Origin of the sequence: cf. Phormidesmis sp. LEGE 11477 (assembly GCF_015207105.1) — a bacterium.
Taxonomy (GTDB): Bacteria; Cyanobacteriota; Cyanobacteriia; order Phormidesmidales; family Phormidesmidaceae; genus Phormidesmis.
Genome location: NZ_JADEXO010000029.1, coordinates 28,951 through 54,690, shown reverse-complemented (window position 1 = coordinate 54,690; position 25,740 = coordinate 28,951). Strand labels below are relative to the sequence as shown.

22 protein-coding genes are annotated in these 25,740 nt (G+C 50.6%); 16 read left to right on the top strand and 6 right to left on the bottom strand.

Features of this window, described 5'->3' with window-relative positions; all coding sequences use genetic code 11:
• The 7 genes from IQ256_RS10750 to IQ256_RS10720 all read left to right on the top strand — a co-directional run.
• Positions 1-688: AAA family ATPase (locus IQ256_RS10750; protein WP_193855547.1), on the top strand; the 688-nt coding region annotated here is incomplete at its 5' end.
• An 83-nt stretch (positions 689-771) separates the two neighbouring features.
• On the top strand, positions 772-1,236 hold the full coding sequence (locus IQ256_RS10745) for an SH3 domain-containing protein (protein ID WP_193855546.1): 465 nt from the start codon (positions 772-774) through the stop codon (positions 1,234-1,236).
• Positions 1,237-1,674: 438 nt separating this feature from the next.
• A complete protein-coding gene (locus tag IQ256_RS10740) occupies positions 1,675-2,715 on the top strand; it encodes a YhcG family protein (RefSeq protein ID WP_193855545.1) in 1,041 nt (346 codons plus the stop codon).
• 164 nt (positions 2,716-2,879) lie between these two features.
• A complete protein-coding gene (locus IQ256_RS10735) occupies positions 2,880-3,044 on the top strand; it encodes a hypothetical protein (RefSeq protein ID WP_193855544.1) in 165 nt (54 codons plus the stop codon).
• A 28-nt stretch (positions 3,045-3,072) separates the two neighbouring features.
• Entirely contained in the window at positions 3,073-4,101 is a 1,029-nt protein-coding gene (locus IQ256_RS10730) for an alpha/beta hydrolase (RefSeq protein WP_193855543.1), read from the top strand.
• A gap of 143 nt (positions 4,102-4,244) precedes the next feature.
• On the top strand, positions 4,245-5,375 hold the full coding sequence (locus tag IQ256_RS10725; protein WP_193855542.1) for a hypothetical protein: 1,131 nt from the start codon (positions 4,245-4,247) through the stop codon (positions 5,373-5,375).
• Between the two features lie 163 nt (positions 5,376-5,538).
• A complete protein-coding gene (locus IQ256_RS10720; RefSeq protein ID WP_193855541.1) occupies positions 5,539-6,960 on the top strand; it encodes a M48 family metallopeptidase in 1,422 nt (473 codons plus the stop codon).
• Positions 6,961-7,011: 51 nt separating this feature from the next.
• On the opposite strand, the gene sigC is transcribed toward IQ256_RS10720, so the two are convergent.
• Entirely contained in the window at positions 7,012-8,343 is a 1,332-nt protein-coding gene (gene sigC / locus IQ256_RS10715) for an RNA polymerase sigma factor SigC (RefSeq protein WP_228024761.1), read from the bottom strand.
• A gap of 504 nt (positions 8,344-8,847) precedes the next feature.
• Between sigC and IQ256_RS10710 the strand changes: the two genes are divergently transcribed.
• The 7 genes from IQ256_RS10710 to IQ256_RS10680 all read left to right on the top strand — a co-directional run bounded on the left by IQ256_RS10710 (position 8,848) and on the right by IQ256_RS10680 (position 17,941).
• Positions 8,848-11,031: a DICT sensory domain-containing protein gene (locus IQ256_RS10710; protein ID WP_193855540.1), complete on the top strand. Its 2,184-nt coding sequence runs from the start codon at positions 8,848-8,850 to the stop codon at positions 11,029-11,031.
• A gap of 142 nt (positions 11,032-11,173) precedes the next feature.
• Positions 11,174-11,641: a photosystem I reaction center subunit II PsaD gene (locus IQ256_RS10705; RefSeq protein ID WP_193855539.1), complete on the top strand. Its 468-nt coding sequence runs from the start codon at positions 11,174-11,176 to the stop codon at positions 11,639-11,641.
• Between the two features lie 265 nt (positions 11,642-11,906).
• Entirely contained in the window at positions 11,907-13,439 is a 1,533-nt protein-coding gene (locus tag IQ256_RS10700) for an anthranilate synthase component I family protein (protein WP_193855538.1), read from the top strand.
• Between the two features lie 52 nt (positions 13,440-13,491).
• A complete protein-coding gene (locus IQ256_RS10695) occupies positions 13,492-13,860 on the top strand; it encodes a hypothetical protein (protein ID WP_370623412.1) in 369 nt (122 codons plus the stop codon).
• A gap of 215 nt (positions 13,861-14,075) precedes the next feature.
• Positions 14,076-15,155 (top strand): cytochrome-c peroxidase, encoded by a 1,080-nt coding sequence (locus tag IQ256_RS10690; RefSeq protein WP_370623411.1) that lies wholly within the window; start codon positions 14,076-14,078, stop codon positions 15,153-15,155.
• Between the two features lie 11 nt (positions 15,156-15,166).
• Positions 15,167-16,909 (top strand): DAHL domain-containing protein, encoded by a 1,743-nt coding sequence (locus tag IQ256_RS10685; RefSeq protein ID WP_193855537.1) that lies wholly within the window; start codon positions 15,167-15,169, stop codon positions 16,907-16,909.
• Positions 16,910-17,098: 189 nt separating this feature from the next.
• Complete coding sequence (locus IQ256_RS10680; RefSeq protein ID WP_193855536.1) at positions 17,099-17,941, top strand: DUF1206 domain-containing protein; 843 nt, start codon at positions 17,099-17,101, stop codon at positions 17,939-17,941.
• 88 nt (positions 17,942-18,029) lie between these two features.
• On the opposite strand, the gene IQ256_RS10675 is transcribed toward IQ256_RS10680, so the two are convergent.
• The 4 genes from IQ256_RS10675 to IQ256_RS10660 form a co-directional block, all read right to left on the bottom strand.
• The gene (locus IQ256_RS10675; protein WP_193855535.1) at positions 18,030-18,785 is read right to left on the bottom strand and encodes a TIGR04282 family arsenosugar biosynthesis glycosyltransferase; all 756 of its coding nucleotides are present in this window, start codon (positions 18,783-18,785) and stop codon (positions 18,030-18,032) included.
• Positions 18,786-18,896: 111 nt separating this feature from the next.
• Positions 18,897-20,309, bottom strand: a complete 1,413-nt coding sequence (locus IQ256_RS10670; RefSeq protein WP_193855534.1) for a DUF3370 domain-containing protein — start codon at positions 20,307-20,309, stop codon at positions 18,897-18,899.
• 269 nt (positions 20,310-20,578) lie between these two features.
• Complete coding sequence (locus IQ256_RS10665) at positions 20,579-22,645, bottom strand: GTPase (RefSeq protein ID WP_228024760.1); 2,067 nt, start codon at positions 22,643-22,645, stop codon at positions 20,579-20,581.
• A 149-nt stretch (positions 22,646-22,794) separates the two neighbouring features.
• The gene (locus IQ256_RS10660; RefSeq protein ID WP_228024759.1) at positions 22,795-22,947 is read right to left on the bottom strand and encodes a hypothetical protein; all 153 of its coding nucleotides are present in this window, start codon (positions 22,945-22,947) and stop codon (positions 22,795-22,797) included.
• Between the two features lie 621 nt (positions 22,948-23,568).
• Here IQ256_RS10660 and IQ256_RS10655 point away from each other — a divergent pair.
• Entirely contained in the window at positions 23,569-23,997 is a 429-nt protein-coding gene (locus tag IQ256_RS10655; protein ID WP_193855532.1) for a peptidylprolyl isomerase, read from the top strand.
• Between the two features lie 85 nt (positions 23,998-24,082).
• Positions 24,083-24,766, top strand: a complete 684-nt coding sequence (locus tag IQ256_RS10650; RefSeq protein ID WP_193855531.1) for an SDR family oxidoreductase — start codon at positions 24,083-24,085, stop codon at positions 24,764-24,766.
• Positions 24,767-24,803: 37 nt separating this feature from the next.
• Here IQ256_RS10650 and IQ256_RS10645 read toward each other — a convergent pair whose 3' ends face one another.
• The gene (locus tag IQ256_RS10645) at positions 24,804-25,736 is read right to left on the bottom strand and encodes an isoaspartyl peptidase/L-asparaginase family protein (protein WP_193855530.1); all 933 of its coding nucleotides are present in this window, start codon (positions 25,734-25,736) and stop codon (positions 24,804-24,806) included.
• Positions 25,737-25,740: the final 4 nt, after the last annotated feature.

Genomic DNA, 25,740 nt, shown 5'->3' with positions numbered 1-25,740 from the left:
CGCCCACCATTGGCACCTGCCGCTTTTGCGACTCGATGTCGGCAGACTCTTCGGTGGACTAGTCGGCGAATCAGAATCGCGCACCCGACAAATGATTCAGCTAGCCGAAGCCCTGGCCCCCTGCATTTTATGGATTGACGAAATTGATAAAGCCTTTGCCGGATTCGATGGACGCGGTGACTCTGGCACCACCAGCCGCGTCTTTGGCACGTTCATCACCTGGCTAGCCGAAAAATCTTCCCCCGTTTTTGTGGTTGCGACCGCCAACAATATTCAATCGCTTCCCCCCGAAATGCTTCGCCGTGGCCGCTTCGATGAAATTTTCTTCGTCGGCCTGCCCAGTCAAGAAGAACGCGAAGCCATCTTTGCGGTGCATCTGGCTCGCCTGCGTCCGCACAACCTTGCTAGCTACGATATCAATCGCCTAGCCTATGAAACGCCCGATTTCTCTGGTGCAGAAATTGAGCAGTCTATTATTGAAGCCATGCACATTGGCTTCAGCCAGAATCGAGACTTCACCAGCGACGACGTGCTAGAAGCCGTCAGCCAGATCATTCCGCTCGCTCGTACTGCCAAACATCAGATAGAAGCCCTCCAGCAATGGGCCGCTGATGGCCGCGCTCGCCTAGCCTCTAGGCAATCCCCCCTAACGGAGCGGATTGAGCAGCAGCGAAATAAAGCAGACTGATCGCCCCCCTTCACGCTGCGCCCCCCTTCACGCTATAACCATAGAAATCTTTCGGCTTGGCACCGCGCCAAAGCTTGCTAACCATGGTAATGAGAAACTTTCTGCTGGGTCTAAGCAAATTTATTCTGGGCCTGATCCTAGCCATGCTGATCATGACCTTAGCAGGCGCTTCCATGCTGAGGTATTTCATGGCTCGCAACGCCGAACCCCCTGAAAGACCTACCTACACCAACGACCTGCCAGAACCGCCGCCCGAAGCAAGTGCCCCTGAAGCCGAACAGCCATCAGCAGATGCTGCCGCAGCACCCGCATCAGAACCCACCGCACCAGAACCCGAACCACTTGCAGAAGGCACCTACACTGCGATCGTCACCCCATCAGTCGGCCTGATTCTGCGATCGGGTCCAGGGACAGACTATGACAATATCGGTGGCGTTGGCTATCAAGAGAGTGTCACTGTCCTCGGGGAAGACAGCGGCTGGCTAAATATTCAGCTCAGCAACGGCGAAGAAGGCTGGGTCAAAGACGGCAACCTTAGGCAGCAGTAATGCTTGTCAATGGGCTATTGCTGTCTAAGTGAGCGCTCAAGTATATGTATCGAGTTTCTAAAAATTCGTTTAGGAAAAGATATGAGGTTTCCTGACAAAAGATCAACAATCTCCTTTGCCAGAAGTTGTCTAGCGAGTTTTCTCCTTAGACAACTGAGTTTCTTGAGTGTAGGAGTTGTATAGACAATTTCTCCGAGTGTAACGCTGTTTCTTTCACGAAATCAGAAGGAAATCAAGCGGAAGATTGCTTACGTTGTAACTCTGCCTCAGTTTTCCTACGAAGCAGGCACTATAAGACTTAGATGCGCTCAGAGTCTGTTGAGGGAGATTGAGGATCAGAAGACAACAAATTTTAGAGAGTATGGTCCGGTTAGAAAAGCATCAAATGTCTGGCAGCTAATTCGAGTAGAAGAATATTGAATTTAGGTGAGCGAGAAAATGAATCTGGACAATCTAGTTCAAACGCTTACTCAAACACATCAATCTCTTCAGCGGCAGGCTAGCCGAGCTGTCAACTATTCGCTTGTTGTCCGAAATTGGCTATTCGGCTACTACATCGTTGAGTTTGAACAGCAGGGAGAAGATCGAGCAGAGTATGGTAGTCGCTTGATGAAAGATTTAGCTCAACGGCTGAAGTTGCTAGGTGTTCCAAGCTGCTCGGTGTCCAATCTTAGAAACTTTCGTCAGTTCTATCAGACCTATCCTCAGATTCACCAGACAGTGTCTGGTGAATTAATCCCGGATATTCCTCTGAAGCAATTAAGCGAACAATTTCAGCTTAGCTGGTCACACTATCAAACATTAATGGGCATTCGGAATACAAAAGAACGTGCCTTCTACGAAGTTGAATCCGTCTCTAATCAATGGTCTGTTCGCGAACTCAAACGCCAAATCAATTCTGCACTTTTTGAACGCTTATCCTTGAGTCGAGATACTGATGAAATCAAGAGGCTATCGAGCAAAGGACAAATTATAGAGGCACCGCGCGATGTCCTTAAAGATCCGTACGTTCTAGAATTCTTAGAGCTGAAACAGCATCCCAACTACTCAGAAAACGAGCTCGAAACCGCTATTATCGACAAGCTAGAGGACTTTTTACTAGAGCTTGGCAAAGGATTCTTTTTTGGTGGCAGACAAAAGCGCTTCAGTTTTGCAGAAGACCACTTTTATGTCGATTTGGTTTTTTACAATCGCTTACTACGCTGCTACGTACTCATAGACCTGAAAATAGGCAAGCTGACACATCAAGACCTTGGTCAGATGCAGATGTATGTGAACTACTTCGACCGCTACGTCAAAACGGAAGACGAGAATCCGGCTATCGGCATTGTACTGTGCAAACACAAAGAAGATGCGCTAGTTGAGCTGACGCTACCGCAGGATGCCAATATCTTCGCCTCTCAGTATCAGCTCTACTTGCCTAGCAAAGAAGAATTACGCCAGCAAATTCAGGCCGCTGCTCAGGAAGTGGGGCAATAGGCTAGCGGGCAAGACGGATCTAATTTTTCTGAGAGCTGTGTTAAGAAAGATCTCTCAATTCAACGGTTGATTACAGAACCTCTCTAGAGAACTAGGTAAAGTTACGCCGAATGATAGGTTGAGATCGCTATAACAAAGCCGTTCTCTATCAGGTTGACCAACCTATGCAACGATCAGGTAAAGACTGGGTAGGCTCATTGGTGATCGCAGCTCTCGGCGCTGGCGTGATCACTAGTTTCGCCGTTAGTCTGGGGCAAAGTCCGATTGATGGGATTGGGATTACTGCGATCGCGGCTATGCTGGCTGTGACTATTGACAGCTTGCTTTAGCGCCTAGCTTTGCTGTATAAACGTCCCCATGCTATTTGTCACCAATCGAGTCCTAGAGCAAGGACTCACCCCGCTGCCCGCTCCAGGGGTAGATATTCGTCTAGAGCGATCTGTTAACTTCGTCCTTGAAAATAACCAAGCAGAGCAATCATTCTATTGCTGTCGTCGAACGGGCCTATTCGACTACACCGAAATCGGCAGCAGTAACTTTTTTGACGAACTGAGAATAATTGACGCCGACCAGATTTTATTCTTTATCCACGGCTTCTCTACCCAGCCCGAAGAAGCCTTCGCTCAAGCCGAACAGCTTCAAAACCTGCTCGATGCGCTTTATCAAACTGACCGATCCAGTTTCATTCAAAGCCCAAAGATCAAGGTCATTCCGCTAATCTGGCCCTGTGACAACGACTTTGGCAAAGTCCGCGACTACTTCGACGATCAAAAGTCTGCCGACGCCAGCGCCTTTTCCTACATGCGCCTGCTGCAAAAGTTCTTGAGCTGGCGAGAAGAGAACAGCACGCTAGACAATCCCTGCTTGAAGCGGGTCAACATGCTCTCTTTTTCTATGGGCAACCGGGTTCTGCGCGGGGCGCTTCATCTAGCCGCCAAATACTATCCTCAAAACAGCTTAGGACTGCTCTTTAGAAATGTCTTTATGTGCGCGGCTGATGTCGTCAACGAAACCCTAGAACCTGGTAAGGCAGGTGGCGTCATACCCCTTGTGAGCCGCAATGTGGTGACCTACTACGCCGCTGACGATTTGGCTCTGCGCGCTAGCAAAGTCGCTAACATTAGCAATGCCTCTCGCCGACTTGGACACACTGGCCCAGAAGATCTAGCTAAAGTAGCTAACAATGTATACGCTATCGACTGCGACGATTTTAACAACCAGTATGACCGGGTGGGCCATATCTATTTTCTAGACAATCCAGAAACGGGTGATGCTGGACTGCTCTTGCGGCACGCCTGGGAATGTATGCGTACAGGCCGCGTCCCTGTTGATCCGGCTAGGGCCAGGCCGATCAACCGCATAGAGATTTTGGGCAGTTCAAGGTAGTCTTGGCCTACGATGCTAATCTCCAGCCTACGATGCTAATCTTAGCCTACGACGCTAATCTCAGCCTGTGGCACTAATCTTAGCCTGTGGCACTAAGCGGTCTGAACATCTTCTATAGACAGCCCACATTATAGATAGCTCATATGTCTTTCTTGCATTCTGTTGCTTTTGCAGGTTTAACTGGCTTAGCTGCGATCGCAACAAATACTATCCCAGCAGAATCCCGCTCTGCGATGCCTGTTGCAGCTATTCCGCTCATTCGCGAGGCCCCTACCGATCTACAAGGCGCATTAGCGAATGACTTTGTGGTGTCTCAACAAACGCCTTACAGTACCGGTCGTAATGAAATTCTAAGCATCTCGCCTTCTACAGGCACTCGGCAGCTACATGAAGTCAGCTTGCCAGATACAGGCAGGTTCCAACTGTATGAAACTCGCTTTAGCAATGTTTCTGTGCCAGAGCCCGATCAGGTCATAGATGAAGATCGTTCGTTGAGCAATCAGCAGATTGCAGCCAGCCTCAGCCAATTTAGTATCCGCTACAACAACAATCAGCCTGCGATCGCGCAGCTAGCGGACGGGGCTTCAGCTACATTTGAGTCAGGACAAATCGTCGTGCGATCGCCCAGTGGCCAAGTTGTAGAAACGCTCAGCGGCGAGTCTACCAATCACTCTATTGACTATCAGATCGTCACTGACCAGACCATTACCGACCAGACCATTACCGACTGGGCAAACAAATCCTTTCAGCTTGCACAGACTGACACCGATAGCTGTCAGCAAACTATTCGCACTCGCTTCTACAATATGTCGGTAGCCGTAGGCAGTGGTGCCAAAACCCTTGAGCAAGCCCAGTCAGACTACGGCAAACTGTTCAACTGGATACTGACTTTTAGCGCCAAAGCACTAGAAAATTCAACCGTCCCTAACTCTCGCAATATCACCTTTCAGTCTGTTGCCTGTCAGCCGCCTGTTCTTTGCAACGAACCGCAAACCTACGAAGGCGCTAACGAAATTAGAACCGATCTATTCCGCCTACCCAAAGGCCGCAACCCGTTAGTGACTTTGCAATACGAATTTTATGAGATTCCCGATCGAATAGAGCTGTACTACGACGGCGAAATGATCTTTGCGGTCGGCCCCGCATCAGGTTACGACATCACTCAAATTGCCTCTTTGCCAGATAACACGAACTATGTCGGCGTCAAAGTAATTGGCAATACTGATTCTGGCACGCTATGGAACTACACGATTCTCTGCGACAGTGAGCTTTGACCTGCCCTTAAGAGCATTTTGAAGCTAGCGTCAGGTGTAGAGCAAAGTGATGAGCACTGGCTATAGCTCATTGGTATCAAGGTGTAACAGCTTGATACTGATCGCGTGGTTCTGACTTAAATTGTCTGTAGATTAAATTAATTTGTATACAGGGAAATTGAATATGCTCAAGCGCCGCTTGCTCTCTTTTGGACTGGCTGTCATTACCCTACTTGCTATTATTACGCCTGGCAGCCACGCCGAAGAATATACTGCTAGCTGTGTCGATACGATCAGCCAAGCCGATCAGCTCTATCTAGAAGGCAATACCACCGCTGCTGAACAGCTCTATCGCCAGTGCAAGTCAGCCGGATCGAGTACTGTTGCCACCTATTTTCCAGAGCCAGTCACCGATATCACTCAGCTCGGGGCCAACGAACAAAGTAACTGGCAGCAGGCTCAAACTAGCCTCAGCAGAAATCGGCCAGAGCGGGCGCTGGTGTTTCTTAACAATCTGCTAGCGCGATCGCCAGAATTTGTTCCTGCCTATAGCCCGCTAGCCGAAACTCTCCAAGACACTGAAGCTTCAGATGAAGCACTAGCTGTTCTAGAGCAAGCCTCCACGCTGTTCCCCCGCGACGCCGACATTGCCAGCGCTCGAACTGACGCCCTGCGTAGCGCTGGCCAGCCATTAGAGGCTTCGATTGCAGCGCGGCTGTTTGCGATGGTGAATCCCGATCACCCAGAGGTCAACAGTTTTGAAAAGAGTGCAGAGCGGGATCTAAAGCGATTTAAGTCTTCTGTGCGATCGCAATATCTAGCGCAAACCGGCCTTGGCATCATCGGCAACATCTTTCTAGGGGGCGGCAGCGCCCTCGAAAACGCGCTCAATCCACAGACGCTACAGGCCGTTCAGATGATCGTAGAAGGCGAATCAAACATAGGGAGTCGCTTTGCTGCTCAATACGTATCTGATGCTCAAGCTAGCAACAAACTGTTTGAAGATCCTGTCGTCATCGACTACGTTACCCGCATTGGCGAAGACGTTGCCGAACTCATGGGCCGTGACGAATTTGAATACGAGTTCTGGGTGATAGAAGATCCTTCAATCAATGCCTTTGCGCTACCGGGCGGCAAGGTGTTCGTCCATACGGGCGCAATCCTAGCGGCTAATTCTGAGTCTGAGCTGGCTGGTCTGATGGGCCATGAGGTTGCTCACGCCGTCCTTTCACATGGCTACCAGAGCATGTCACAGGCCAGTCTATTAGCCGCTGCCAACAACGTCATTCCGGCAGGTGGCAATCTGCTGGGCTTAGTTTCTCTCAATAACAGTCGTCAAAACGAGCGCCAGTCAGATATTTTGGGCACTCGCGCCGTTGCTGGGGCAGGCTACGCCGCCGACGGACTCCACAACTTCTTTCAGACGCTCAGTGAGCAAGGTGGCCAAAGACCGCCTGAATATCTGTCCACTCACCCGGCAACGACAACGCGGCTGTCTTACTTAGACGCGCTGATTGACGAGAATGGCTACAATCGCTTTGCCTACGAGGGGATTGCCCGTCACCGCGAAATTCAGCAGCGGATTCGTGAAACGCTAGGCAGCTAGGGATGGCGATAGAGAACGGGGTCCTAATTCAGCACTTCTAGTTCAGTACTTCTAGTTCAGCACTTCTAGATAGTCGCGGACGCGGTTGCGGCGCTTAGGCTGGCGCAACTTTTGCAGAGCCTTGGACTCAATCTGTCGAACGCGCTCACGAGACAGCTCTAGCGTGCGACCAATTTCAGCAAGGGAATAGGGGACGCCGTCACCTAGCCCAAAGCGTAGGGTGATGACTTCTTGCTCGCGGGTCGTCAGGTCGGTGAGTAGCTGATTGAGGTCGCGTTTGAGAGATTCTCGCATGAGCTTATCTTCAGGAGACATATCTTCCGTCTCTAGCAGATCGCCTAGCTCTGTATCCCGATCTTTGCCGACTTTGGTGTCTAGCGAAACCGAGCGAGGCACTTTTAGCAGGACTTCTCTCACTTGAGCGACGGTCATGTCTAGCTCTTTGGCAATGTCTTCGACTTTGGCGGTGCGGCCCTGGGTCTGAGAGATCTTGCGCTGGGCTTTTTTGATTTTGTTGAGCTTTTCAGTGATGTGGACGGGCAGGCGGATGGTGCGGCTTTGGGTGGCGATCGCACGGGTGATTCCCTGGCGAATCCACCAATAAGCATAGGTGCTAAATCGATAGCCCTTAGTCGGATCAAACTTTTCGACCGCGCGTTCTAGCCCCAGCGTCCCTTCCTGGATCAAATCCAGCAGCTCTAGACCTCGGTTCTGATATTTCTTCGCGACAGAGACGACTAGGCGCAAATTAGCCTTGATCATGTGCTCTTTGGCTCGCGTTCCCTCGTTCTGAATCTCGACGATTTCTTCTACGCTGAGCTCTGCTAGCTCTGCCCAGAGTCGCTTACCTTGCGCTAGCGTTGGCTTTAGATCTTTGATATCGACCTCAGCCGTCTTTGCCCATCGCTCTAGGGAAGGCCGATGACCTAGCTGGGCGCTCAGTTGCGCTTTGGTGTTTAGCAAATGCACATAGGTAGCAAGTAGACCGCCGGTCTCTTCAGCCGTTTTGTCTCGCAGTGCTAGCAGCTCCATATGCTGCTGTACTTGCTGAGCCTCGGCCACCTCTTCGTCGCGCTCTAGTAAGCTGACCCGACCAATTTCTTGCAGATATAGCCGCACCAGGTCTGTTGAACGAGTCGCTCTAGGATTAGTATGATTTTCTGAATCTAATCCCTCGATATGAACATCGTTAGATCCATCCTCCTCACCTGCTTCGTCCTCGTCGTCTTCTGGCATTACTAGCTCCGTACCAGAGGGTTCATCATCAGAAGATCCGCCTGTTGCGTGAGGACTACCGTCTGATGTATAGCCGTTCCTATCTGGTGGCACACTAGCCGCAGAGCCAGTAGTTGGTTTTGCGACAGAGTCGAATGTAGCTTTCATGATGGTGCGAGATAGCGAGTACAGAGTTGAGAATCGGCGAAGCTCACCCCTTGTGTAAGAAGTATGCCCAACCGATTGGGGCTTGGAGCAGAACGAGGTTTTGCTCAAGATTCGCTTCACTACAGAACTCTTCAGTTAAAACCACAGATATTTTGCTGTTTTCTGATAAGAGAGCGTTAAAGTTAACGATTGCCTCGGCTCTACTGAAGAGATACCAGCTTGCTCTTGCTTAAGTAGAATCCGCTATTCCACGTTTGTCATTGGCACAGAGCAAAAGAGTACAGAGCAAAGGGGTACAAGGCCGCTAGCTCGGATCGTAGAAGCAGGCTAGCGATCGCCCCAAAACGGCTTTAGCATCTGTAGAGCGCAGACTTTATCGGCACGGTTCTTGCTTTTAATCTCTTTGCTTTTAATAAACTTATCGCCGCTTGATCTGTAGGCACCTGGTATTCTGGCTCTAGACTGAGTTGTCTGCCGCTTTCCCTGTGATGAGCGAATGAACGCATGGGTAATCCAACTTCCATTGTGGAAGAAATGTTTGAGCTGCTGCCAAATTTACGCACTCAAATGTATTTCAAAACATCGCTGACAGCGCTCTCTCATGCCATGGAGGATCAGGTCCTAGCAGGCTCAGAGCAGCAGCCGTTGATTATCGCCAGCTTTCAGCAAGAAAGGTTCTACCGCCAAGAAGCCCAGCGCTACGTGCGGATCGGAGAGACGAGCGATCAGGTCTATGTGCTCTCAGCTAGCGACACCCAGTTTAATAAAACGGCTAAAGAACAAAGCACTAACTACGAAAAGATAGATTTTGATGAAGAAGATGCGCTCACTGAAGAGTGGCATCTGGTCGTGATCGATAAGCACTATAGCGCTGCGCTGATCTGCCGGGAGCGTCAGCCCATGTTAGTCAGTCCTAAACGCCTAGAAACTGAAACGAACCCAGACCAAGCGGCCTCTCACCTCGATCAGACGCGGCGGTTTGAGGGCATCTGGACTTTGGATAGGCAAGTTAGCTTGCGGGCGGCAAAGCTGCTGCTAGATCGCATTCAAGAATATCGACCAGACTTGGCTGCCAAGGTGGAGCGGGCGCGCGATCGCTTTATTCCCGAAATCGTAAATGAGGCTCCCGATCTAGAAAAAGTCGAAAAAGATCCCTTCGCCCAGCGGCTGATCACCTATCTGCAAGCAGGCCAGTACAAACAGCTAAAAGCCTATCGAGCGATCGCCCTTCAAGAGCAAAGAGCGCGGCTGATTAATTCCATCACAGCCGCTATTCGCAAATCGCTTAATCCGTCTGAGATCTTTGCGATCGCCGCTGCAGAGCTCGGTCGGGTTCTAGACGTTAGCCGCTGTATCATCTACCGCTGTACCGCTGACGATCCAGATGCCACCATCCAGCATGAATATCGCCAGCCCCATATCACTTCGTTAAAAGGCGCTACCTGGCCGCTGAAGCACAACCCCCTTTACCAGTGGGTAAAAGCTCAGCACCAAACCCTAGCCGTCGACGATATCAGCAATCCGAGCAGTAACCCGAGCAGCAACCAAGGCAGCAGTACAAATAGCGATCAGAGCCCACTGGCACCAGATATCGATCTGAATACAGCTCAAACTAGGCTACGACGCTGGCAAATTTTTGGCTGCTTGCTGGTGCCGTTAATTCATAAAAATCGGCTGCTCGGTATGGTCGAACTCCATCTAGATGACAAACGCAAGCATCGCTGGAGTGACGACGAAATTGGATTGAGCGAGGCGATCGCCAATCAGCTTAGCGTTGCTTTGATTCAGGCCGAAGCCTACGCCCATCTCGAAGACTTCAATCAGCAGCTCGCCGATCTAGAGCGCACCCGCAGCAACCTAATTGCTATCACTGGCCACGAGCTCCGCACCCCGCTATCCACCATTCGCGTCTGTTTGGAGAGCCTGCTGACAGAGCCCGATATGTCCGCCGACCTACGACAGGTGATGCTAGATACGGCTTTGACCGACGCCGAGCGAATGCGTAAGCTAGTTCAAGATTTTCTGACCCTCTCGCGACTAGAAAGCCAGCGCGTAGAGTGGAACCTAGAATCGCTCTCTCTGCAAGAATGTGTTGATCTGGCCCTGAGCAGTTTGCGTTGGCAGAACTCTTCTAACTCAGCCCCTGCTATCCGAATTGAAACGGACATACCAGACGAGTTGCCCTTTGTGCGGGCCGATGGCGAATGGATTGTAGAAGTTCTCTCCAAACTGCTCGATAACGCCTGCAAATTCACGGAAGGGACCAGCACAGAAGGGACTAGTGACGCAGCCAGCACCGCTGGTACTAGCACAGGCTATGGAAAGGTCACCATCAGCGCCCAGATGAGAAACGCACACACCGTTGAAGTCATTGTGGCTGATACCGGTCGAGGCATCGAAGCCGAGCGACTAGAAACGGTGTTTGAACGGTTCTATCAAGAAGAAGGTGCCCTGCGTCGATCTGTCGGCGGAACAGGACTCGGTCTAGCGATTTGTCAGCAAATCATTGAAGGGTTAAAAGGTGAGATTTGGGCGACATCGGCTGGCAAAAATCAGGGCACTCAAATTCATTTCACCCTACCTGCTGTCAGTCAAACCAGCCGCTATTCACCGACCCGCCGGGCCAAAGAACGCCCGGCCAAAAGCAGCGCTAAGATAGCTTCTAAATCAGCGACCAAGCGGCGTTAGATCGGCAATCAGTGCTAGAACAAGCCGTGAGAAGAATACACTCTATGAGTACAGTTGAAGAACTGTTACGCTTCTTTTCGGGTCTGTTAAAGTGTTCACGGCACGATGTTACGATTTGGGGCATCGTTGAGAGAGATTATTCATGGCACTAACTGGCTCAATGCCCAAATTTGGCGGCAGCACTGGCGGTCTCCTGACAGCAGCTTTTGTAGAAGAGCGGTATGCAATCACCTGGACTTCTGAGAAGGAACAGGTCTTTGAGATGCCGACAGGCGGGGCAGCCACAATGAATGAAGGTGAGAACCTATTGGAGCTAGCTCGCAAAGAACAGTGTTTAGCGTTAGGTGCTCAGCTAAGAACTAAGTTCAAGCCCAAAATCACCGACTACAAAATCTATCGCATTCTTCCTAACGGCGAAACTACCTTCCTTCACCCAGCCGACGGTGTGTTTCCTGAGAAAGTTAACGAAGGTCGTGGCTACAGCGGTAAGAAAGATCGTCGTATCGGCGAGAATCCAGATCCTGCAACTATTAAGTTCAGCGGTCAAAATACCTTTGAAACCGATCGGAAGAAAACTGATGTCAAGACAACTGGGTTGCCTCGCCCATAGTCACTGACTTCGCGAGTACTCAGTCCGTCACCGTTTAGTCCACAGTGTTTAGTCCGCAGTTGTCTAACCTACGTTGCCTATCTAATAGCTTGTTCATTTGTGAAAGCTAAGGGCAGGCAATTAGGCTATCTACCTAGCGAAAGGGCCGCTATCTTTAGCTGTCCTTTCGCTTTTTTAATAGCGAGCGTTTAAATGTATCTGTTACGTCAGTTTGTATGTTAGCTAGTTGCTTCGCTTTGTAAGAATATCTGTAGTACCTCCTACCATGATCTTTCCAGATTTTGAAGCCTTCTCGGACTTGGCCTCACAGGGAAACTTTGTACCGGTATATCAAGAATGGGTAGCCGATCTCGATACGCCTGTTTCGGCTTGGTACAAAGTTTGTGCGGGTCAGCCATATAGTTTTTTACTCGAATCGGTTGAAGGTGGAGAGACATTAGGGCGCTACAGTTTTCTAGGCTGTGACCCGCTGTGGGTGTTAGAGTCGCAGGGAGATCAGACCACACAAACCTTCCGCGATGCTAGACAGAAGGTACTAGAGGGCAATCCGTTCGATATTTTGCAGGACTGCATCGAGCCTTTACGGCCCGTTCGCTTGCCTCAACTACCACCTGGGATTGGTGGACTGTTTGGGTTTTGGGGCTACGAACTGATCAAGTGGATCGAGCCGACGGTGACCACTCACGCGCGCAGTGAGGATAGTTTGCCGGATGGGCTGTGGATGCAGGTAGACAATCTGCTGATCTTTGATCAGGTGAAGCGTAAGGTGTGGGCGATCGCCTATGCCGATCTTAGAGACCCTGATGGGGATCTAAAGGCCGCTTACGAGGCAGCGTGCGATCACGTTAGCAAACTAGTGACTAAGCTGCGATCGCCGCTCAACGAAAAAGACACGCTGCTCACCTGGACCTCACCAGAAGCTAGCACCGCACCACCCCTGGAATACAGCAGCAATCGCACACCCGAAGAATTTTGCGCTAGTGTCGAGAAAGCCAAAGCCCATATCCGAGCGGGAGATATCTTTCAGGTTGTTATTTCTCAGCGCCTCCAAGCTAGCTACGATGGCGATCCCTTTGATCTCTATCGCTCTTTGCGGCTGGTGAATCCCTCTCCATACATGTGCTATTTCAACTTCAACGGCTGGCAGCTCATCGGATCTAGCCCTGAAGTCATGGTAAAAGCCACTGTCACTGGTCCGAACAGTGCGATGCGCGCAACCCTGCGGCCCATTGCAGGCACTCGCCCTAGAGGCAAAAACGCGGCTGAAGATGCCGACTACGCCGCCGATCTTCTAGCCGATCCAAAAGAAATTGCCGAGCACGTCATGCTAGTTGATCTAGGGCGCAACGATCTAGGCCGTGTCTGCACTAGCGGTACGGTCAAAGTCGATGAGCTGATGGTGATAGAAAACTACTCCCACGTTATGCACATCGTCAGCAACGTCGTCGGCGATCTAGCGCCTGATAAGACCGCTTGGGATCTGCTAAAGGCTAGCTTTCCGGCGGGCACTGTCAGCGGCGCACCCAAAATTCGCGCCATGCAGATCATCAAAGACTTAGAGCCCGACTACCGAGGCCCTTACTCTGGCGTCTATGGCTACTACGACTTCGAAGGCCAGCTCAACAGCGCCATCACGATTCGCACCATGGTAGTTCAGTCGGCGGCGGACGGCGCTCAAACGATCAGCGTGCAGGCGGGCGCTGGGCTAGTTGCAGATTCGATCCCTGAAAACGAGTATCAAGAGACGCTAAATAAAGCCAAGGGAATGTTGGAAGCGGTGCGATGCCTAAAAGGCTAAGCGTGCTGCCTACTAGCGTCTTATATCCGGCTATTCAAAGGACAGTAGAGTCGTGAACTTATTTAAGCATCTGCGCGGTGGGGCGCTGATGGGCCTTGGCTACATGCTATCGCCTTTATCGTGGTGGAATGACCTATTTTTCAACTTACCGATTGCCTTGATAATTGGTTACGGCGTGGGATGGATCAATCCTCAGTGGTTTATGCCTGGAACGGTGGTCGGTTACTGGCTCTCTAATGTGCTGGGAATGGTGATGATGCAGTTCGGAGCAGTCGATATATTTCTACCAGAAGCCAAGCAAAACATGACAAGAGATATGCTGCTTGGCTTTGGCGGAGCAACGCTTTACACCGTTATTGTTGCTGTTTTGATCTTTTATCACGTGGTGGATATTCCCGACTTTTTAACAGATTTGCAGTGATAGAAGTGATCTCATCTGCCTGCTTTATCTACCTGCTTTAAAGCTACGATCTCAACTCTCTAGATGTTCGATCTTTAGCGAAGAGTAGGTGTTATGGATAGGTGTCATGGATCAATAGACCTTGAGCAGCAATGTCGTGGAATAGATAGGGCATTTTAGTAGGGCGTTTTGGCAGTGCATTCCGCGCAAACTAGCGATCAGGGCTAAGCTTAAAGGTGAAGTGGCAGCGAAAGGATATCTCTATTTTGGCGGTCATCAGCGTGCTGCTATTCTGCGCTGCGTTAGCGAGTTCTGGGCTGTTTAGCAGTCGGCTCGATCAGACTACAGCAAACTACCGTACAAGTAGTGTGGAGCTGTATCAGTCTTCGTCAGTGCAGACCTATGGACGAGATGGGACTACGCCTGAGCCTATTGAACCGATTCCAAAAATAAAAAAGTTGAATACTCAAAAGGTAGCGCTAGGCGATCGCCTATTTCATGATGTGCGGCTGTCGAGCGATCGCTCATTATCGTGCGCGAGCTGTCATATCAACGCGCTAGGTGGCACGGACGGCCTGCCTATTGCGATCGCCAGAGGAAAACGCATGGGCCTTAATACGCCGACGGTTTGGAATAGTGCCTTCAACTTTCGACAGCACTGGGATGGCAGGGTCGAGTCTTTGGAAGCTCAGATAGATGAACCGCTGCTCAACCCCAACGAGATGAACAGCACCTGGCCTGAGGTGATATCCAGGCTCAGCCAGGATAAAGGCTATCAAGCAGCGTTTCGCTCGCTTTATGCCGATGGCATACGGCCCGATGCGGTTCGAGAAGCTATAGCCACCTATGAACGGGCTTTAGTCACGCCCGATTCTAAGTTCGATCGGTATTTAAAAGGTGATCACTCTGCCATCACCGTCCAGGAAAAGCAAGGCTACGATGCGTTTAAGCGATATGGCTGCGTTGCCTGTCACCAAGGAGTAAATGTAGGTGGCAATATGTTCCAGCGCTTAGGTGTTATGGAAGATTACTTTTTGGCTCGCGGCAATGTCCAGAAGGTTGACCTAGGCCGGATGAATATTACGGGACGAGCGCGCGATCGCTATGTGTTCAAGGTGCCTTCTCTGCGAAATATTGAGCTGACTGCACCCTATCTGCATGACGGTAGTGTAGAAACGCTTGAAGAAAGCGTTCGCATTATGGGCCAATATCAGCTTGGCCGAAAAATTCCTCAAGATGATACGGCGGCGATTGTAAGCTTTCTACGCACGCTGACCGGGCCACCACCCGATGCAGCATCTCAGCAGGCATCTTAGACAGAAGCAGCATGAAGAAGATCCGTCAGCTACTGTCACGATTAGAGGCTCCGCGTCTGCGCGCTGCGCTGCTGCTGAGCTCTCTTTTGCTGCTGCTTACAGGTCTGTTTTGGCAAACTCAAGTTCACAGCGTTGGCCAGCACTATCAAATCATTGAACAGCTACAAGCCATAGAGCGATCGCACCTTGCTATCAAGGCAGATATCTTAAAGTCTTACTCTTCTGTCTTTCATAACTACGACAAGCTGACAGCCGACACTTCAGCGTTCCTTAGTCAGCTAGAAGCGTTGGAAACCTCGCTGTCGCAGTTGCCACCTCACTTTACCATTCAAGAAAAGCTCGCTGAAATAGAAGAGCAGTCAGCCTTGAGGGATCTTCAGATAGAAGACTTTAAATCAGAAAATGCCATTCTCAAAAATTCTACTACCTACTTTCCAACAGCAATGGCCACAATCATTGATCAGCTAGAAACTGAAAACAGATTCGCCCCCTCCATCGCCCTTCTTCAGCAAGTCTCTCAGCTCGTCCTCATGTACTCATTAGACAATGCGCTAGCAGCGCCGTCGGACATAAGAAAACTGATGGCTCAAGCAGAATTACCCCCTATCACAGATAATGCTTTCCGTCATGCTGCAGCTATTTTGAGGCTTCAAGGAGAGACCCATCAGCTAGTAAGCTTACTCTCTGACGAAACCCTTGGCGCTGCTATTAACGAGCTCACACTCAATTACAAAGATTACTACCGAGAAGTGACGCAAACAAAGAACAACTATCTCATCTGCCTCTTTGTTGTTGCTGTGGCGCTAGTCATCTACTTAGGCTATTTAGTCCGGGTCGAACAAAACACACGCATGTTAAAAGCGGTCAATCTGCGGCTAAGCGATGCGGTAAACGAGCAGACTCAAGCCTTGACAGACGCGATCGCTCAGCTCAAGCGTTCTCAGGCACAGCTCGTTCAAGCAGAGAAGCTATCTGGACTAGGTCAGCTTTCGGCTGGCGTCGCTCACGAAATCAACAACCCGATCAGCTTCATATATGGCAATATCGATATCAATACAGACTACACTCAAGACTGCCTAGCACTTATCTCGCTCTACGAAAAACACTACCCCAAACCTGCCGAGGAAATCCAAAGATTCAGCCAAAATATCGCGCTCGATTTCTTGAAACAAGATTGGCAAAAGCTGTTGGATTCAATGAAAGCCGGAACCAGTAGAGTTCAGAAAATCGTTGAGTCTCTAAGTAATTTTTCTCGATTAGATGAATCTCGCTATAAGTCTGTCAATCTTCACGAAGGCCTAGATAGCAGCCTGCTTCTACTCAACTATCAGCTTGCTGGCTCGTCCGAGGGATCTTCGATCAGCGTAGGCAAGCGCTACGGCCAGCTCCCTTCGGTCTTCTGTGACGCTAGAGCTATCAATCAAGTCTTTATCAGTTTGCTCGGTAACGCCATAGATGCCCTACGAGAGAAATCGTCGGAAGACTCTTTCTCGCCCACCCTGACGATTGCGACTTATGTCGAAGCGGCTCATGCGGTTGTCAAGATCACTGATAACGGTGTGGGCATTTCCAAAGCCGATCAGGAAAAAATATTTGACCCGTTTTTCACGACTAAGCCGGTTGGAAAAGGAACAGGTTTAGGACTGACTGTTAGCTATCAAACTATTGTTGAAGCGCATCACGGCAGACTGAGTGTTGCCTCAACCCTTGGAGAAGGGACAACCTTTCAAATTGAACTTCCTATCAGTAGTTGATGGCAGCTACAGTAGCTACAGTAGAAGAGACTAAACCGATGGGTGTTAACCGATCGCTCTGCTCTTTCAGGCGATAAGGATTTTACCGCTAGAGAATGTGTGGAGCAAAGTGGCGAGCGCTGTAGCGAGCTGTTCGGCACAGACCATTCAAGCTTTATATTTACGAGATTTACTCGTCGATAAGTAATTATGAGCAATCAATCGTTTGGATCATCTAGCAGTAGCGATACCGCTAAGTGGATCGAAGTCATAGCCCGCTTTGGCTATGCAGCTAAAGGAGTCATCTACGCGCTAGTAGGCATACTTGCTATTCAAGCAGCCTTCAACTGGGGCGGCAAAGTTACTGGCTCTACCGGTGCGTTCGAGACTATCGCTAGTCAGCCCTTTGGCAAGGTCATGCTATTCCTAGTCGCCGTCGGCTTAATAGGATACGTCATTTGGCGCTTTGTGGCCGCTATCTTTGACCCTGAGCACGACGATGATGGGGCCAAAAACATCCTGCGTCGTCTGTCCTACGCCGTTAGCGGCATTATTTATGGAAGTCTATCCTTTGTAGCCTTTCGCATCGTATTTAGCGGTGGATCTTCATCTGGCGGCAGCAGTGGCGGTGGCTCTAACCAACAGACAGCAACCCTGCTTTCTCAGCCCTTTGGCCGCTGGCTAGTCGGACTCGTCGCAGCTGGCGCTGTAGCCTACGGATTCTACTGTATCTATCGCGGTGTCAAAATCAAGTTTAGAAAGAAGCTAAAGCTAGCTGAAATGAACGAGGCCGCACAGAGCTGGGTAGTGCGGATTGGACGATTTGGACTGATTTGCAAAGGCATTGTCTCAGTGATTGTAGGATATTTCTTTGCTCAGGCGGCGCGATCTTCTGACGCTAGTGAGGCTAGAACGACAGCTGGCGCTCTACAGGTCATTGAGCAACAGCCCTTCGGCGCTATCTTGATGGGCGTTATCGCATTTGGCATGTTGGCATACGGCGTTCATCTGCTGGTTCAAGCCCGCTACCGACGCATCTCGCCTGAACAGTAGACGGAGAGGCTTTCGCTGTTGCGACAGTCTGTTGCGAGTGAGATAACTCGACTTCATCGTTGCCGCCTCGCTATAAACAAGAGATGTATCAACTAAAATACACCCTGTCTGTAGATAGCGAGTTTGATGAATGCTTCGGATTAGCTTGGTAGGCATCGGTTTGAAGTCTGTGCCAGATTGCTAGATCCGATGGACGATCGATGTCGGCTAGCGTCTCTAGCTGCGCGGTTGAAAGGTCTAGAGCTTTAGCGCTTTCTAGGGTCTGTCGCAATACGGCAGAAGTGCTCCAGCTGATATCTGTGAATAGCGACTTTTGAGAAAGAGAATCGGGAGGGAGAGCGCTAGAAGTAGGCGAACTCGAAAAAGATTTGGAGGGCAAACAAGATTGTCGTAACCCAATTAGATAGTAACCGCCGTCTAGGGCCGGTCCGAGCACCACATCGTCATAGTCTAGGTGCTCAAACGCCTGGCGAATATGCCGAACGCTTAAGTCTGGGCAGTCTGCGCCGACTGCAACTACCCGATTTTGCGATGAGAGGGCAGGGTTTTCTTCTGCAAAAGTCGACTGAAACCCAGACCACAGTTTCTCACCCAGATTGCCCTCTATTTGGGGTTTGTAAGCATAGCCTGAGCCTAGCCAGGACTGCATATCTCGTAGGCTAGCCCCGGTAAAGTGAATCTGGAGCTGCCAGGCAGGATGGTCGAGTTTGGCCAGCAGATATTCAGCCATCTGACGCTGTAGCTGAGCCGCGCCCACAGCGCCTAAGGCAGGAATCAATCGAGTTTTGGTCTGCCCTGGCTGAGGGTAGCGTAGAAATAACAACAGACGATGAGAAGGGGGCATATTGTCTTGTGATGGCCAGGTTTCCAACGACCAGCCATAGTCGTTGTAGCTGATATTGTAACCACCTGCTCTGAAATAATCACAAAGGCAGATACTTCTACAAGACACCTCTTACTCTAGCGTGCTAACGGTCAATACCTGGGGCGGCGTTGCATCTGGCGGGTACAAAAATTGAACGTTGACATCTCTTTGCTCGCCCGGTGCTAAGGTCATGGTCACTAATGGCTGACCCTGCTGGCCTTGATTCTGTTCTAGATACGTGAAAGCGGCGCGAGATCTGCCATCGTCTTCTCGGTAGATAAATAACACCGTCCCCCGAAAGAAGACCCGATTCTTAGGGCTTTGATAGAACTGAAGGGCGTCTTTTAGACTGTCGTTTTGAATAGGCGTTTGGACAGATAGCGCTATGGTTTGAGGGCGCTGGGTGGCGTTGTGCAAAGGTAATGTCAGATTGTACTCAACGCCATAGTTGCCGTTGGCGCGGTAGGCAGTGTCTCGGTAGCGAGCTAGAATCGGCGCGCTCTGGATTTGGCCAGTGCCCAAGGTATTGCGCTCTAAGGTGCTGATGCCATAGGAAAACTGCTCGCCTGGACGAGGAATGGTTAGCTGGTCTCGGTTGCGATCGCTTAAAGTTGCTCGCCATTGAGAGCCCCGAGAAATCCCAGAAACGCGGCCATAGCGAAATGGATTAGCCCGGCTGCCGGGCCTACTAGGCGGCTGATCGCGGGGCTCAGATAGCTGGCCTCGAAAAAGCAGATGCTTCCACTCATCTAGGGTAGGCACCTGCTCATTGCCATCAACTTGAGGCGCATGCATCGCCAGACTGGCCACATAGACCGGGCCGCTGCTGTGTACCCGAATCAGCGTAGAGCGACCGTTGAGCCTAGGTCCTTCACCAGAGCTGACGTTTCTAGGCGGCGGGGTGATTAGACTGCCTGCCGGATGCGTACCATCTGTAGGAACGTTGAGGCGACGCAGAGGAATCGGCGCGTTGAGTAGCAGGTGGGTGGTGCGGGGCGCAATGGTCACCCGGTCGGGCAGGGCAGGATGGCGGCGATCGCGCAAAATATCATTGACGATCCGGCTACCTGGCCCTGAGAAACTGTCGCTATACAGGTTAGAAGTGCCAGAGGCAATCTCGTTCCAGGGCGATTCTTGACTAATGTAGGAAGCGCCTTCTCGAACAGAAAGTGTAATGGCCTGGCTGCCCGGATTGTGAACGATAATCCCTTCATACACCGTGCGATCGTCCTGGTCATCTTGCCCTCTGGCCACGTGGTGCGAAAAGATATCAAAGCGACCGCTTAGCGGATAATTAAGATGAGCCGATGGCGTGCCTTTGCCTCTAGGTGGAAAAGTAGACAGGAGAATACCGTCAGATTCAATAATTTCGGGACTGTTGCTATTGAAAACTGGCACCGTATCCAATTGACCAGGCAGCGATCGCACCTCTTGCGGCACTGTGATGATCTCATTTTCTGCTTGTGCGATCTGCTCTGGCGCAGTCACCTCTGGCCCAGTCATCTCTGGCGCGGTCTGAAGAGGTTGCGTAAGAGACTGCGTAGTGGGAGAGAGAAAATCTGCTGGGGAAAGAGTTTGAAAGGAACTGGCTGCTATAGAACTAGCTGCTATAGAACTAGCGATAGAGAGGAGAGAAAGAAGAGAGAGCAAATCTATGTTACCTATTCTGACTAGCTATACCTGACTGACACAAGCACTGACGGACGCTGACGCACAAGCTTTAGACTACAGAAGATATCATTCGTTTGGGCCTCAGTCTAGTTGGCTTGGGTCTAGGCTTGGTTTAGATAGAACTCTATACGCTCTTCTAGCTTCGCGATCGGAATGTTTTGCGTCCAGTATTCCGTCAGCGCATGGCCAAAAGCCCAAGCCCGGCGACTGGCAGCGTGCTGATCGCTACTTTTGATCAAAAGCGGCCACAGCGCCAGCAAATCGAAATTTCTAGCCCCTGCATTGCCGGCTGCGAGCAAAGAGAATAGCTCATAGGCCATCTGCAATTTGCCTAGCACAACCGGACCTTCTTCTACTGGAATTTTTTCAATCAGTAGTGCGCCGAGTGCAGGCGTGCCGGTTGTCATCGTGGCAATAAATTGCAGAACCGGGCTTTTTAACAGCCGAGCGAGCCCTTCGGTGGTAGACATCTGAAAGGTAATGCGGTCAATAATTTTGGCGGCTGCTTGAGAGCGGGCGTCCTGACTACGTAGGAAGCGGGCTAAGCGGAGCTGCTTGGCGGGCGCGATCGCCTCTATCAAAGCCAGAGATAGAGCCTCATCGCCCCAGGCTTCGCGACCTTTGGCTGAATCCATGGTCACTAGTGGCAATACCTGCTGACAGTACTCTGCTAGCTTTTCAGCCCGGTAGCTCACGGCTTCGCGGATTGATTTTTCTTTGGGCCACGATCCGCTCTGCCAGTGATACGGTGGGCTCCACTCACGCACGGGCCGTAGCCTGTCTACTTGGGTAACGATAGCGATCGCAGGCAAATCCGCTACTTCTGCTTGCACTTCAGCCAAAAAATCAGCATCCATCTGCAAAGCAGGATCGAGCGCTGGCGTCACCAACAGCAGCACATCCGCCTCATTTGCATAGTCGATTACCTGCTGGCGCAAATCATCTCTAGCGACCTGCTCATACCCAGGCGTATCCCACAGCGTTAGCGATTCCTCCACCGAGCTAGGAACGGCTGACTTAGGAACAGCCGAGCTAGGTATAGCTATGTTCTTCGCGCTCCAGCGATAGCTCTGAATTCTGTCGGTACTAGGCAACACATCAACGGCTGCTCGCTCAGACTGAAACAGCGTATTGATCGCGCTACTTTTTCCCGCCCCGGTTCGGCCTACTAGCAAAATATTGACTGGCTTTTGCTCAACAGCTTCAGCCGGCTCTGCTTTTTCTAGAATCTCCCGCAAAGTCTCTGTTTTGGCCTGCGGTAAAACGGCTGGCGCTTGGGCTAGAACCGTCTCTAGCTTGTCACTGGCCTCGCCGCCATAAAGCGCGATCGCCTGCTGGGCCAGATTCCGCAGCAGGGTTTCTCTGAGCATAGTACTGAGATTAAAGACGATTTGTTGATTCGCCTGACTCATGTTCTTGGCACTGACCTGACGGGCGATCGCCGCCGCTGGATTTAGCGCCCACTGCGCCCAGTTGAACGCCTTCACCAGCTTGCGAGCAGAGGGTTCTAGCCGACGATAGAGCTCTACCCCTTCTACCATCTGACCGATTGAAACTTGACCGAGTACGGGCGAGAGCTTCTGCATCATTCGGTCGGTATCGTCCACCGTGCCCCGAATCAGGCCATAGGCTTCGGGTACGTAGATAGAGAGCAAAGGCCGCTTCACTTCTGGATAGTATGTTCTTGCAATCACTGTTACTAGCGCCAAGCAGTGCTGCCAAAATAGCTGCCAGTCTTCCCAAACGGGCGGATCGTCTTTGGCCGTTTGCAAGATATCGGCCAGGGCTGCTTCGATTTTGGCAATGGGGCGATCGCCTGCTGGCGTCTCGCTCACCTGATCGGCGCTACGGGCTAGACTAGCGGCGGCTTCTGCATTGGCCTCTTCTAGCTCAGCATTCATTTCAGAGACAATGGCCTCCGCCTGGGCGATCGCAGGCCGGGTCCACCGCACCACTAGCCAGCGCCAGCCCAACAGCATAAAGATAAACACCGCCCAGATCCAGTTCAGATGCCAGGATCTAATTTGCTGTCCTGCTGCTATGAGCAAAAACGTCACAATCACAGCAATCGGTGCTACTAGAACAGCCACCTGCCAGGGTTTGAGTCGCATCAGCATCAGCTTTACCTCTTGAGCACATACGCCCGCGCCCAAGCCAGATTGAACCAATATCAAATTCAGCTATCAAACTCAGCGCTTGTCTTAGAGTCTAATACCTAGCGTAGGGTTACAGCCAAAATCGACAGGTCCGACATAGGGCCTGTCTACTAATGCCTGCTTGTGGTGTGGTGATAAGTCTGACCTACCAGAACCCAGAATCAATCAGAAATAGCTTCGCTCACATTAAAAAGAAACTGAGGAAGATTCGCTTCACCAAAGCCAACTAAGTCAACTTCGCTCAAGTCGACTTCTGCATTAGCCAGAGAAGATTGATCTATCTCCTGAAGACCGTAAAGTAGCGCTGCTAGCATCACTATAAAAGCAGTGCGAATCCAGGTTTTTTGTGATTTTTTTGAAGAAGAACGATAAGACACCAAGTCAAAAGATAGTTAATTTAGACAGAGAGAAGCACTGAGACACCCGTATCTGATTCTGCTAAAACGAGAACAAATAGTTAGAAGATCAGCTTTAGCGTTGAAATTTCAGCCGTTAAAGTTTTGGTAATAGACACGTACTAAAGTAGTGCCCAAAGTATAGTACCCAAAGTAAAGCTAGGGACAGGCAGTAATACCCACAAACAAGACAGTTAGAAAGTAGATATACAGCCAATTACAACCGAGACTAGTGCATTTATTTAGGGTGTTTTCTGCCGTAGTTTCTTTGCTGTAACTTTTCAAATTTGGAACGAAGAGTACAATGCTCTCTGTACACCAGATTGTATCAGAAAGTACGGCCATTAGTAAACTTTCTAAGCTTATTTCATCTGGCTTTCATGAAATAATTACTTAATACTTAAGTGATTAAAATGCATGAGTCTTGCTGACAAAAGAGTACTGAGAGAACATTTTAAGAGAACTAAATAACGCGATCAAAGCGATATAGTTGCTGATAGCATTCTCTTTGAGACTCGCACAGGAAAATAAGCAGCTTCTATGACTCAATCAAAATCAGGGGATACTGTCAGAGTTCACTACACTGGCACTCTCAACAATGGCCAGGTATTCGACTCTTCTAAAGACCGAGCACCGTTAGAGTTTACGCTGGGCACGGGCATGGTGATTGCTGGCTTTGACACGGCGGTGACTGGGCTGTCTCCAGGCGAGTCTATTACCACCACTATTCCAGTCGATAAAGCTTACGGACCCTATCAAGAAGAGATGGTGGCAGAGATTGAACGGGCAAATATTCCGGCAGATTTTGAGCTGGAAGTGGGCCAGCGGCTAGAAATGCAGGTGCCCGGCGGCGAGGCGATGGCCGTTACGATTACAGATATACAGGGTGATACGGTAACGCTCGATGGCAACCATCCCTTGGCTGGACAGGATCTGACCTTCGAGCTAGAGCTCGTTGAAATTATGTAGTTGAGATTGTGCGGTTGAGATTGTGTAAAGAATCAAGTAGTTGAGGCAAAGTGCAGTCAGAGAAAGTGCAGTTAGGGGAAATGCGATGACAACTTATTTGGTTACAGGAACAAATCGTGGGATCGGCTACGAATATTGCCGGCAGCTAGCGGCACGGGGAGATGAGGTGATTGCGGTGTGCCGACAGCCTTCGTCAGCGCTGACGGATTTGAAGGTTGAGGTGATTAGAGACATTGATGTTGCCGATCAGCAGGCGATCGCGACGCTGCAAAAAACATTGGGCAACAGACCCATTGACGTGCTGATTAATAATGCAGGCATCTATCGCCAGTCAAATTTAGACTCGCTGAATATTGACGGGATCAAAGAACAGTTTGAAGTGAACGCGATCGCGCCGCTAGCACTCACTCAGGCGCTGCTGCCCAACCTCACAGCCAGTGCCGATAGCAACGGCATGGCCAAAGTCGCCATCATGACCAGTCGCATGGGCTCTATCGAAGACAACACCTCCGGCGGCACCTATGGCTATCGCATGTCCAAAACGGCGGTCTCGATGGCGGGCAAATCGCTCTCCCACGATCTCAACTCTAGGGCGATCGCAGTGGCTATTTTGCATCCGGGCCTAGTCAGTACCGATATGACCAACTTCAACAGCAGCGGCATCTCTCCAGCAGAGTCTGTCAAAGGACTGCTGAAGATTATTGATGCGCTGACGCTAGAAAATACAGGCACCTTTTGGCATACCAATGGCGAAGTCCTACCTTGGTAAGGCCACTGGTTCTAGCTTGCGTTGGGCCAACGGCTGCTTATCCCAGTTTACAAATTGCCTCACTGCCTAGCTCAATCCAACCATGGATCAAACCAGAAGTAGACTGGGCCGCCGCGCACTTGCCATGACGATCGACGACAATCACGCCCCCTGCCCCGTTCACTTTTCTAACCAGATAGTCAACCCCGGCGATCGCTGCTCCGGGCGCGTCTAAGCCCTTGAACTGCACGTAGTCAGACACCGTCTTGGCAAACACTGTCCGCAAAAACTGTTCGCCATACCCGGTTGCTGATACCGCGCAGGTTTCGTTATCGGCAAACACGCCAGCGCCGACGACAGGCGTGTCACCTACCCGGCCCCAGCGCTTGTTTACCAGTCCGCCCGTCGAGGTTGCTGCTGCCAAGTTGCCGCTGCTGTCCATACAGGCGGCCCCTACCGTTCCTAATTTTTGCGAGGGTTTGACCTTCTCGTGATCGAGCATCATTCGTCCGGCAGCCTTAGCTTCTTTAAGCTGCTTGATACGAGCGTTGGTAATAAAATACTCGTCGTTACGTAGTTCCGCCTGGCAGAACTTAGCGAATTCCAAAGCCCCTTCTGCCGCTAGCATCACATGGTCGCCTTGCTCTAGCACCTGCCTAGCCAGTGAAATTGGATTCTTGATTCGTTTCACACAGGTCACCGCGCCCGCTTTCAAATCTTCTCCGTTCATCAGCGCTGCGTCCATTTCCACCTCTCCATTCTCATTGAGAACAGAGCCCCTTCCGGCGTTGTAAAGTGGATTGTCTTCCAGCAAATTCACGCAGTATTCAACAACATCTAACGCTGCAACGCCCGACTCTAACCGCTCGCGTCCAGCCGCCAAAATCTCTAGAACACTCTCTCTAAATTCGGATTCACTGGCCTCATACTTTAGATCTTCTAGCGCGCCCGCGCCACCGTGAATAATTAGAGAATAAGATTGTGTGGCCATAGTA

Excerpts from the sequence above, each read along its gene's own strand:
- IQ256_RS10655 (WP_193855532.1), top strand. The coding sequence starts at position 23,569 with ATGACTCAATCAAAATCAGGGGATACTGTCAGAGTTCACTACACTGGC.
- IQ256_RS10730 (WP_193855543.1), top strand. The coding sequence starts at position 3,073 with ATGCTATTTGTCACCAATCGAGTCCTAGAGCAAGGACTCACCCCGCTG.
- IQ256_RS10660 (WP_228024759.1), bottom strand. The coding sequence starts at position 22,947 with ATGCTAGCAGCGCTACTTTACGGTCTTCAGGAGATAGATCAATCTTCT.
- IQ256_RS10705 (WP_193855539.1), top strand. The coding sequence starts at position 11,174 with ATGGCACTAACTGGCTCAATGCCCAAATTTGGCGGCAGCACTGGCGGT.
- IQ256_RS10740 (WP_193855545.1), top strand. The coding sequence starts at position 1,675 with ATGAATCTGGACAATCTAGTTCAAACGCTTACTCAAACACATCAATCT.
- IQ256_RS10675 (WP_193855535.1), bottom strand. The coding sequence starts at position 18,785 with ATGCCCCCTTCTCATCGTCTGTTGTTATTTCTACGCTACCCTCAGCCA.
- IQ256_RS10720 (WP_193855541.1), top strand. The coding sequence starts at position 5,539 with ATGCTCAAGCGCCGCTTGCTCTCTTTTGGACTGGCTGTCATTACCCTA.
- IQ256_RS10685 (WP_193855537.1), top strand. The coding sequence starts at position 15,167 with ATGAAGAAGATCCGTCAGCTACTGTCACGATTAGAGGCTCCGCGTCTG.
- IQ256_RS10735 (WP_193855544.1), top strand. The coding sequence starts at position 2,880 with ATGCAACGATCAGGTAAAGACTGGGTAGGCTCATTGGTGATCGCAGCT.
- IQ256_RS10645 (WP_193855530.1), bottom strand. The coding sequence starts at position 25,736 with ATGGCCACACAATCTTATTCTCTAATTATTCACGGTGGCGCGGGCGCG.
- IQ256_RS10700 (WP_193855538.1), top strand. The coding sequence starts at position 11,907 with ATGATCTTTCCAGATTTTGAAGCCTTCTCGGACTTGGCCTCACAGGGA.
- IQ256_RS10650 (WP_193855531.1), top strand. The coding sequence starts at position 24,083 with ATGACAACTTATTTGGTTACAGGAACAAATCGTGGGATCGGCTACGAA.
- IQ256_RS10670 (WP_193855534.1), bottom strand. The coding sequence starts at position 20,309 with ATGACTGGGCCAGAGGTGACTGCGCCAGAGCAGATCGCACAAGCAGAA.
- IQ256_RS10725 (WP_193855542.1), top strand. The coding sequence starts at position 4,245 with ATGTCTTTCTTGCATTCTGTTGCTTTTGCAGGTTTAACTGGCTTAGCT.
- IQ256_RS10710 (WP_193855540.1), top strand. The coding sequence starts at position 8,848 with ATGGGTAATCCAACTTCCATTGTGGAAGAAATGTTTGAGCTGCTGCCA.
- IQ256_RS10680 (WP_193855536.1), top strand. The coding sequence starts at position 17,099 with ATGAGCAATCAATCGTTTGGATCATCTAGCAGTAGCGATACCGCTAAG.
- sigC (WP_228024761.1), bottom strand. The coding sequence starts at position 8,343 with ATGAAAGCTACATTCGACTCTGTCGCAAAACCAACTACTGGCTCTGCG.
- IQ256_RS10745 (WP_193855546.1), top strand. The coding sequence starts at position 772 with ATGGTAATGAGAAACTTTCTGCTGGGTCTAAGCAAATTTATTCTGGGC.